General features: G+C 37.7%; 7 protein-coding genes and 2 pseudogenes. 4 read left to right on the top strand and 5 right to left on the bottom strand.

Annotated features, from left to right (window positions below; genetic code table 11):
- Positions 1 to 1460: 1460 nt before the first annotated feature.
- Together BN338_RS13030 and BN338_RS03545 are read right to left on the bottom strand one after the other, a co-directional pair.
- Positions 1461 to 1574, bottom strand: a pseudogene (locus BN338_RS13030) (tyrosine-type recombinase/integrase); the annotation flags it as partial.
- A 320-nt stretch (positions 1575 to 1894) separates the two neighbouring features.
- Positions 1895 to 3223: an NAD(P)H-dependent oxidoreductase gene (locus BN338_RS03545; RefSeq protein ID WP_039759123.1), complete on the bottom strand. Its 1329-nt coding sequence runs from the start codon at positions 3221 to 3223 to the stop codon at positions 1895 to 1897.
- 167 nt (positions 3224 to 3390) lie between these two features.
- Here BN338_RS03545 and BN338_RS03540 point away from each other — a divergent pair, with 167 nt between their 5' ends.
- From BN338_RS03540 to BN338_RS13020, 3 genes and pseudogenes are all read left to right on the top strand, one after another.
- Positions 3391 to 3870, top strand: coding sequence for a MaoC family dehydratase (locus BN338_RS03540; RefSeq protein WP_039759122.1), 480 nt, complete (start codon positions 3391 to 3393; stop codon positions 3868 to 3870).
- A gap of 227 nt (positions 3871 to 4097) precedes the next feature.
- A pseudogene (locus BN338_RS13025) lies at positions 4098 to 4656 on the top strand (phage integrase central domain-containing protein); the annotation flags it as partial.
- Between the two features lie 182 nt (positions 4657 to 4838).
- Complete coding sequence (locus BN338_RS13020; protein WP_244427605.1) at positions 4839 to 4982, top strand: hypothetical protein; 144 nt, start codon at positions 4839 to 4841, stop codon at positions 4980 to 4982.
- Between the two features lie 711 nt (positions 4983 to 5693).
- On the opposite strand, the gene BN338_RS03520 is transcribed toward BN338_RS13020, so the two are convergent.
- The 3 genes from BN338_RS03520 to BN338_RS03510 are packed head-to-tail and all read right to left on the bottom strand — an operon-like array spanning position 5694 to position 8226.
- Complete coding sequence (locus tag BN338_RS03520) at positions 5694 to 6353, bottom strand: methionine ABC transporter permease (RefSeq protein ID WP_039759121.1); 660 nt, start codon at positions 6351 to 6353, stop codon at positions 5694 to 5696.
- The gene (locus tag BN338_RS03515) at positions 6346 to 7380 is read right to left on the bottom strand and encodes a methionine ABC transporter ATP-binding protein (protein WP_039759120.1); all 1035 of its coding nucleotides are present in this window, start codon (positions 7378 to 7380) and stop codon (positions 6346 to 6348) included. Before BN338_RS03515 ends, BN338_RS03520 begins: the two co-directional genes overlap by 8 nt.
- A gap of 27 nt (positions 7381 to 7407) precedes the next feature.
- Positions 7408 to 8226: a MetQ/NlpA family ABC transporter substrate-binding protein gene (locus BN338_RS03510; protein WP_039759119.1), complete on the bottom strand. Its 819-nt coding sequence runs from the start codon at positions 8224 to 8226 to the stop codon at positions 7408 to 7410.
- 502 nt (positions 8227 to 8728) lie between these two features.
- On the opposite strand from BN338_RS03510, the gene BN338_RS03505 reads away from it, so the two are divergent.
- Complete coding sequence (locus BN338_RS03505) at positions 8729 to 9409, top strand: SH3 domain-containing protein (RefSeq protein WP_039759118.1); 681 nt, start codon at positions 8729 to 8731, stop codon at positions 9407 to 9409.
- Positions 9410 to 9462: the final 53 nt, after the last annotated feature.

Genomic DNA, 9462 nt, shown 5'->3' with positions numbered 1-9462 from the left:
TATATATGACTATTCTTTAACTTTTTCAGCGAAGAAAAAGAGGAGCAAAGAAAGCTATGTTTAAAATATTTAAAAATCGTGTATGTTCATTTACTTTTACACTACTTATTCTTTTTTTATACAGATTATAGAGGGGAACGCAAGTTTTGTAAAAGATAAATTTCAAGAGAGAATGGCAGTTACTGCTTCTATAGCAGAAAACAATGCAGTCATTAAAGTAGTAAATAGAGCTGTCATTTACGGTGTTGAGTAACAAGATAGCGTCGCTTTTGGAAGAGCTGAAAAAGTTTCTGCATATTCAGGTTCAGCTTTTTGGGGTGGGATAGGTATTGTGTCTCTTCTTGCTTCTTTATGTTGTGGCGATATAGTTGGGACTGTTGTTTCTATTTTAGGAATATTCTGTACACTTTAGGAGAAGACTCATCGACAAAGTTGATGAGTCTTTTATTCACTTTCTTATTTTTAAGAAATCAATATTTGAAGTGGCTTATGCTGTATTGGATGAAAAAATCACTATTATTAATATTAAATGTATCTTTTATTGCTTATTGCTGTTATTAAATATTACTGTTATTAAAGCTCAATATCTTAAAATTGATGTTTTTTTTCAAAATGGTGTAACCTGATTTTTACAGTTTATGATTATTTCTTTGTTATCGGGCTAGCATTCTCACCCTCTTTATCAGCCTTTTCATATTGTCTTGCGATTTTTATGTAAAGGTTATTCATCAAAGGGATATCTATCCTTTTTAAAAGGTTTTTTTATATTGTAAAATAAAAAAATAAGAAGAGATAAAATAGAAAATTTCTGTATTGGCTCTTCGAATAAATAGCTTATGATAATTTATCATTATAAATCCATTTTTTAAATTAAAAACGAATTTATTGCTTTATAGATATTTATTATTTCAAATCTATGTATATTTAATCCATCAAAAGCATTTTTTGCATATAATAAGTTGCATTCGTGTGTAGGTAAAATTATTCAAGAAAAGGGCAAAAATTCTCTCATGAATTCTCTCTAAGGCTCAAGGGTTCTCGTAGTAATATTGGGAATTGTACAATCGAATGATGATACTGGTTTGTATCTTTGTGGCGTAAAGATAGTGACACAAAAGGAATCTTATATCATCTCATGGAGAGGTTTATATTGTAGTATTGATAGGCTCTCTTGTGAGAGAGAAGTGCTGATGTGCGGTATTGGAAAATGTTTTTATTAAAACAGACACTTGAATTTGTCGTGCAAGTGTATTCTGGGTTGTTCTGTTACGTCAGGGAAGGTTATTGTTAAGTAAGGTGATAAGGAAAAGATACATGGGGGAGAGGAGAGGGAAAGCAAGTATAAAGTCTTGCTTGGCATAGAGATTTGCAATTTACGTGATCTTCACGAAGGAAGTGTTCCTAACCTAGAATGTGTTTATTTTTTACGCGTTACTTTCATATAGAAAAGAACCGTTGTTCTTTAAAGAAACATCTCTTAAGGCATTCAATCTCATTTCACGGTGGTGACCATGGATGGTATAATGGAAAATCCATTGAGCATCTCTATTTTTACGCTTATGAAGTAATAAGCCTATGAAGTAATAAGCCAGCACCATCACACATTTTGCTAGCCCGTGGGTGTTGCGACAGCGCTTAGCACTTAAGACGGATTCATAGAAGCCACTTTTAGTCCTTTCTTATACGATTTTTACCCACACGCCAGCTCCGTTTGTAACGTGCAAGTGAACGGTTTTGGTTGATTCAAGATGAGCCAAGTTTTAAATGAGAGAATCTTACGTTATTTGAGGAGCTCATTCAATAGGAATAGTGCTATATTATCATTATAAATCAATATCTTGTCTTAATAAGTTAATGGATTTTTATGTTAGGATAAAAAGAGGATATTTATAGCTTAGCCGAGAGAAGGGCAATGAAGTAAAAGGTCTTGTTTGGCACGAAGACGCGCAATCCATTGATCTTCACGAATAGCTGTATTATGGACTGTAATGAGTTCATTTTTTTTAATTGCAGCTGTTACTGTTGCTTTTTCTAAAAGACCACATGGAATAGCTTGGTGAGCACGTGCTTCTGCAATGTTCATGATCCAAGCACGATAACTATAAAGACCAATAAAATCCAACTGATCGCCTGGGTATAAATCTTTTTTAGCAACAGCACAGACTTCTACGACTGGGTGGCTAAGGGGAACCATATCTTTTTTGCCATAAAGCATAACGCGTGCACAGGTGAGGGGAACTTCCATTGCTGTTAAATGATAGGGGCGGTGAAAGGTGAAATAAGGACCCTGTCCCATTTTTAAATCTTCCATACGTTCGCGTAAACGTGGGTGTGCTATTTCTGCAATGACAAAGACCCCTGGGGAAACACCTTGACCTATTGAATAATCCACCACACCGTATTGTTGCAAAATGCCCCCATCTTGTTTGGGGATAAGTACTTTGTTTAAATCTTGCAGCGCTGCTTTGGGACCATGCATTCCTGGACAATCGGGGAGAAGTCCAGTGGCATTGGCAATTGCAGCCATTTCAACCATTGTTTTGGAACCATCAATAAATTCAACCAACATGCGTACATTCATATTACGGCGGAGAGCTTCTTCTTCGTAAGCATCGGGTGTAGCATCAAAGAGGAGAGGATTATTTTTTCCCTTTCCCGCTGCAACAATTTTATGCCCAAGAGCTGAAACAAACTCGATGAGTTCCATGCATGAAGTGGGTTCATCACCAGCACCAAGGGTATAAATAAGTCCTCGCTTTTCTGCTTCATGTTTCAGATACGCGCCAATCGTAACATCGGCTTCAACATTCATCATGACAAGATGTTTGTTGTTTTCAAGTGCTTTAAAGCCAATTTCTGCTCCCGCTTCAGGATAACCTGTTGCATCAACGATAATATCAATTTGTTCATGGCGCAAAACAAGGTCAATATCGTCTGTGGCCGCAATCAAACCTTTTTCAATGCTCTGTGTGAGGGCATGCGTATTTTCAACTTCACAGACATGTCCTTCTTCGCCATAGGCGAGTGTCGCAGCATCAAAAATACGTGATGGTGTCCTCGTGGCTATGGCGGCGACTGTTATACCCTCCATATGCGCAATACTTGATAATAAATCTGTGCCCATCTCACCACAACCAATCAGTCCAATACGGATGGGGGGATGGTTCTCTGCACGTTGCTTCAAATCATGCGCTAAACCTGTTAGGTTCACATTGCTTGCCATTCTTTTTTCCCATTTGAAAACTATTCTGTTAAAAAAGATTTCTTATTCATAAGGTGTATTTGTTTTTAAGACAATTAATTAATCTTTTATTCTTGATGCTCTAATCAATGGGTTTTATAAAAGCAAGAGGGGTGGTTATTTTTATCAAATAAAATGGGAATAGCGTTATGCAGCAGAAAATCGCAGTACAAGATGTCTCTACTTTTGTTGGAAAAGAAATGGGATTATCGGAGTGGCGTTTTGTTACACAGGATATGATTAATCAATTTGCATGCGCTACAGATGATCACCAATGGATACACGTTGATGAGGAAAAGGCTAAAAAGACACCTTTTGGGGGAACGATTGCTCATGGTTTTTTAACATTATCGCTTTTGTCTACGCTTGCTTATGAGGCTCTTCCAGAGCTAGAAGGGGCGACAATGGGGATTAATTATGGTTTCGATAAAATACGTTTCATGAGTCCTGTGAAAACAGGGGCACGGGTGCGTGCGCGTTTTGTGTTAGATGATGCTGAAATCCGCCCTTCTGGTCGTGTGGTTTTCCATTATGGGGTGACAGTGGAAGTGGAAAAGTTAAAAAAACCAGCCCTTACGGCTCAATGGCTTATTGTTGCGGTTATGGGAGAAAAATTTTCGAATTCTTAAGATTATTTGAGTGCTTTATTTTATAAGAATTTATCTTTGATGATAACATTAGTAATATAGTGATTTATAATGATAATCTCGTGTCATTTATTCTGAGTGCAAGTTTAGAACATCCTAAGATTCTCCCATTTTAAACCTATTTCCATGTTGAAATAATCAAAACCACTCCTCTGCACGTAACAAGTGGGATGAGTGTGTGGATCAAACTGTACAAGAAAAGAGTAAAAATGGTCCTTATGAACCGTCTTAAGTGCCAAGGGCTGCTACAACACCTACGGGCTGGCAAAGTGTGTGATGGTGCCGGTTTGCTCTTTTATGAAACGTAAAGATGGAGGGGCTCAATGGATTTACCGTCATCCCCTTCACGGGCACCGCCGTGAAATGTGCTTGGATGCGTTGCGAAATATTTCTTAAAAAAAGCTCGTGAATGTGCAAATCAATGGCGTTCTGTTTTATATGAGGGGCGTGACTCTATGAAAGCGCAATAAACAAAAGCGTGAGCCAATAAGCAGTCTCCATCATTTAAAAGACATTGCTTTGGATACTTTTGAAAGACGTAAAGCTGAATTAAAAAGAGATGGGAAAGGTGGTAAGTGGTTTTCACCTTTACAACTTTATATTCTCCCCAAATTAGGCTGTCTGTCCGTTTCTGAGATTAGACAAACAGAGATATGCAATATACTTGCTTCTGTCTAGCATACAAAAGCTGATACAGCGCGTAAAGCACTGAACCGTCTTAATATTTGTCTCAAACATGCGGCTGCTTTGGGTTTGGATGTTGATTTATAGGCAACAACAAAAGCACACGCTCTCTTATGAAGCGTAAAGATAGAGAGCACAATCGATAATGATTATTATATCATTCACGGATGCTGTGACGAAATGGATTTAGGAGCCTTGATACCTCTTTCAAACAAGCACGTGAATATGCAATTGCAAGGTCTATACCGTTTGGGGCATTCTTTTGTATGAGTAGATCGAGATTCATTAAAGAACGTGATAAACAAAAGTGTGGGGCAATGCGTAATCTCCATTATTTAAAGGATATTGCTTTAGATGCTTTTGAAAGCTTTAATGCCGGACTAAAGAATGATGGTAAAGGTAGAAATTAGTTTACACCTTTATGCCTTTAATATTCTTTTACAATGAGGCAGTTTTTCCATGTTGAAATTACCCCTACAATAGATGCATAATATGCTCGCTTGCACTTTGGCATAAAAAAGTAGGAACAGTGTTTAGAGCTCTTATCCAACTCGATATGTTTCTAAAATGTGCTTCTGCATTCGGTCTCGATGTTGATTGATAAGCAGTTAGTTAAAGCAAAAAACTTGTTTTAAGAAAATAACGCCACAAAACCATTGATAGACGAGCAATGAATTGGGGAGATGCTCCTATTTTTATCAAAGACTTTGGGAGAGGACAATCATATATTGAGAGTCATCAATCATAATTATGGTGAAGGAGTTCCAGTCTTGATCGCCATAGCGGATTGCTATGGCTCCTAGCGTGTTTTGACGGGGTGTGGGCTAAGGTTGGATCGTGATTAATAGAGTGATTTAACGTGATAATTTATCGTTTTATGGTGAGAGAGAATTTTAAATGTTGCAAGATCTCTCATTTTATCCCCTTTTATATTGAAATCGTTAAAACTATTTTCTTGGTTACAAACTTAGGCTTATGTGAATAAAACCATTTAAGAAAAGAGGAAAAGTGCTTGGCTTTTTATGAGTGTTCGATAGGCAAGGGGTGTTTCATTTGGGAGGTGTTGTACTTTGGAAGTGGCAAAGAGGATGATAATATTGGCGTGTGACATTCTAAGTCCTTTAATGTTTTGTTTTATCAAGTTTTTGTACGATTTTATCAAAAGTCCATTGGGTTGTAATATTGAGTACAATCAAAAGGATAATGACGATGGTCATGATGAAGGTATTATAGCGTTGATAGCCATAGCGGATTGCCATGTCTCCTAAACCGCCTCCACCGAGATATCCGGCAAGTGAGGTCGCGCCTATGAGAGAGATGACCATGACTGTAAAACCTGTAATCAAGCTAGGAAGAGCTTCAGGAATAAGAACATGTCTGATAATTTGAAGACGGCTTGCACCCATAGAGCGGATCGCTTCAATGAGACCTTTTTCAACGGTTTTAAAAGAGAGTTCTGCCATGCGTGCATAAAAAGGAGTCGCTGAAATGGTCAGTATAAAAATGACAGCAGGCATTCCTATCCCTCTTCCTACAACGATACGTGTAACGGGAAGAAGATAAAATGCAAGAATAATAAAGGGAATAGCACGAATACTATCAATGATCATACTTAAAGGGCGATTGATAAGAGATGAGGCAAAAATCTCTCCGCGTGCTGTTGTATGAAGAAGAAGACCAAGGGGAAGCCCTATAATCAGTGCCATGAAAGAAGCACTCAATGTCATCAATATCGTATCAATAACAGCTTGGGGAAGTTCATGAGTAAGAACATTAAACATAGCCTAAGACCTCACAATATCGTCCTTTTTTTGTTAACCATTGAACAGCTTTTTCTAAAGCTTCTTTATCTTCTCCAGGAAGAGCCAAGAAGAGTCGCCCAATGGTTTCATCTTGAACGGTATCAATACCACCATGTAAAATACGTGCTTTTAAACCACTCTCATTTTCTAAAAGATGAAGAAAAGGTTGCTGGGCAATTTCACCTGCAATATTGATTTCAATGACAGCTTCTCGCCCGATTGGTTTGAGATTTTTTGCAAATTTTTCAGGAAGTTGCGGGGTGACAAGCTTGAGCATGGCGATGGTTGCATCATCTTGCGGTGATGTAAAGATGTCTTTCACACGTCCTTCTTCTACAATGTTTCCCTGATTGAGAACAACGACGCGATGCGCTATGGTGCGCACAACTTCCATTTCATGGGTGATGAGCACAATCGTGAGATTGAGGTGTTTATTAATATCAGCAAGGAGCTCTAGAATAGATTGTGTTGTTTCAGGGTCAAGAGCAGAAGTTGCTTCATCGGATAGCAATATTTTAGGATTAGCCGCAAGAGCGCGCGCAATCCCAACACGCTGCTTTTGCCCTCCTGATAATTGTGCTGGATAACAATATTCTTTCCCATCTAATCCGACCAATTCAATCAGTTCAAGAGCACGTTTGTGGCGTTGTCTTTTACTTACACCACTTAATTTAAGTGGCAATGCAATGTTATCAAGAATATTTTTCGATGAGAGAAGATTGAAATGTTGAAAAATCATCCCAATTCGTTGACGGTAAGGCGCCCATTCTATCTCTGATAGATTTGAAATATCAACACCTTCAAAAAAAATGGACCCTGCATCAATCTTCTCTAACCCATTTAAACAACGAATAAGTGTTGATTTTCCTGCTCCACTGCGCCCAATAATGCCAAGGATTTCACCAGCATGGATATTCAAAGAGAGATTATTAATGACTGGAATACCAGCCGTTTTGTTAAAACAACGGCTGATGTTTTTTAAGGAGATAAGAGTAGGGTTTTCCATTAACAATTACCAAGATATTTGGCAGAATTACCAAGATGTTTGGGCCGTTTTGCCAAAAATCTCTTTGATTTTTGTACGGATAAGATCGTTGTTGTAAGCGGCAACTAATTTTTTTACCCATGGTTCATCTTTTTCGCTTGTGCGTACAACGATGATGTTATCATAAGGATTATTTTTTGTGCTCTCCCATGCGACCACATCTTTTTCAAAGTTTAATCCGGAAACAATAGCCCAGTTTGTGTTTACAATCGCAATATCAAAATCGTCGATTGCACGCCCTAACATACCGGCATCGAGCTCACGAATTTGCAGATTTTTAGGATTTTCAATAATATCAAGGGGAGATGCAAGAATATTATGAGGATCTTTTAACTTAATCAGACCTAAAGAATTGAGAAGAAGTAAGGCTCTTCCACCATTAGATGGGTCATTCGGGATGCCAACATGTGCACCATCACGAAGATCTTTTAAATTTTTGATTTTGTGTGAATAAACACCGATTGGAGCAATAAATGTATAGCCGACAATTGAAAGTTTATAGCCACGTTGTTTCATTTGTTCATTAAGATAAGGGGCGTGCTGAAAAGCATTTGCATCGATCTCTCCTGCGTTAACAGCATCGTTAGGCAAAGCGTAATCAGAAAAATAAACCAGTTCAATATCTAAACCGGCTTTTTTAGCCTGTTCAGCAGCCATTTTCCAGATAATCGCATCTCGCCCTTCCATAATACCAAGTTTGATTTTTGATTTGTCTGTAGCCATGACAAAAACCGTAGATAAAAAAAGAGCAAAGAAAGAGAGGAATAATCCTATAATTCGACTACGAGAAAAAATTTTTAATGTCATGTGCCTTTAACTTTCTTTTTCAAGAGATTTTTTTGAGGGAAGCTTCACTATATTCTATGTCTTTTTTTAGAGATACGAGGCTATACAAGCTTTAGAGAATATTCAATCCCTTTTATCTTAAAAATATTATTATTTTTCCTCTATTTTCACCAGTTTTGGTGAAAATTCATCATGCGTGAGAAGAAACTCGCTGAAATTCAAATAATCAATTCTTTTATTGCAATCATTTGTTGAGGGAACCAATGACCCTTTAAAAACTTTTGTAAGGGACAATTGATTGAAAAGTTAAGCAATCAGATGACGCTTGAGCCGCCAATTCATGAGGAACATATGATGCAATCAAGATCAAGAGACCGTGTTCGTGTCGAGGGGGATAAGAGAGATTTTGTTGCAATCTTGCAGGGGATTTGGGGGGATATAAGGTGATGATCACTGGATTTAAACGTGGCAAACTTTTGCATAGGTGAATATTTTGCCCTTCACATGTTAGAGAGGAAAAATAATGTTAAGAAAGAAATTTTTGTCAACAATGATGACTTTATGGGCTTTAGGAGCATCAGGGGTGGCAATGACTGCTTTTCATGCACAAGCTGGAAACATTGCTGGAACAGTTGCCCGTGTTGCATCAGGTCAGGTATCTTTACACACAGGTCCTGCGACAGCGTATAAAGTTATCGCAATGGTTCCGATGGGAGAAAAAGTACAAATTTATGGCTGTTTATCCAATAAAGCTTGGTGTTCTCTTGGTTATAATGGAAAAGTGGGCTGGGCATCCGCACGTTATGTCAATGTTAATAATGTTCCAACCATTGCTTTTAAAAAAATGCCTGTAAATGCTTTGAAGAAGGTGCCTGTAAAATCAAACGCCATGATAAAATCACCAAAAGAAATAAAATCGGCAAAGGAAATCGTAAAACAGGCTGTTTCCGATTTTAAAGCTCTTCCAGCAATTCAAAAAACACGGAAAAATATGCAAAAACTAAACAGAACAGATGAGATTATCGATTCCACTGGTGTTAAAAAAGGGGATGAACGGACAATTTTAAATCCGTCTCCAAAAGCACAAGGTGTCTCTGTAAAGCACGTGAATGCTTATAATCCTATCTTTCCTGATGATGTCAATTATAAAAATTTTGAACGCAATGAAACGCGTTATCGTGTTGTAACCTATCCTGCACTATAAGGATAAAGTGAATTTCACAACAGTCATGACAAAAAAGTACGGTAGCATGAAGC

Source organism: Bartonella queenslandensis AUST/NH15 (assembly GCF_000312585.1).
GTDB classification, from domain to species: domain Bacteria; phylum Pseudomonadota; class Alphaproteobacteria; order Rhizobiales; family Rhizobiaceae; genus Bartonella; species Bartonella queenslandensis_A.
Note: the sequence above shows the minus strand (reverse complement) of the source record. Positions and strands in the feature narration are given on the sequence as shown.

What these genes read in the sequence shown, in the direction of transcription:
- BN338_RS03515 (WP_039759120.1), bottom strand. Translation starts at nt 7,380, where the DNA reads ATGGAAAACCCTACTCTTATCTCCTTAAAAAACATCAGCCGTTGTTTT.
- BN338_RS03540 (WP_039759122.1), top strand. Translation starts at nt 3,391, where the DNA reads ATGCAGCAGAAAATCGCAGTACAAGATGTCTCTACTTTTGTTGGAAAA.
- BN338_RS13020 (WP_244427605.1), top strand. Translation starts at nt 4,839, where the DNA reads ATGAGTAGATCGAGATTCATTAAAGAACGTGATAAACAAAAGTGTGGG.
- BN338_RS03545 (WP_039759123.1), bottom strand. Translation starts at nt 3,223, where the DNA reads ATGGCAAGCAATGTGAACCTAACAGGTTTAGCGCATGATTTGAAGCAA.
- BN338_RS03520 (WP_039759121.1), bottom strand. Translation starts at nt 6,353, where the DNA reads ATGTTTAATGTTCTTACTCATGAACTTCCCCAAGCTGTTATTGATACG.
- BN338_RS03510 (WP_039759119.1), bottom strand. Translation starts at nt 8,226, where the DNA reads ATGACATTAAAAATTTTTTCTCGTAGTCGAATTATAGGATTATTCCTC.
- BN338_RS03505 (WP_039759118.1), top strand. Translation starts at nt 8,729, where the DNA reads ATGTTAAGAAAGAAATTTTTGTCAACAATGATGACTTTATGGGCTTTA.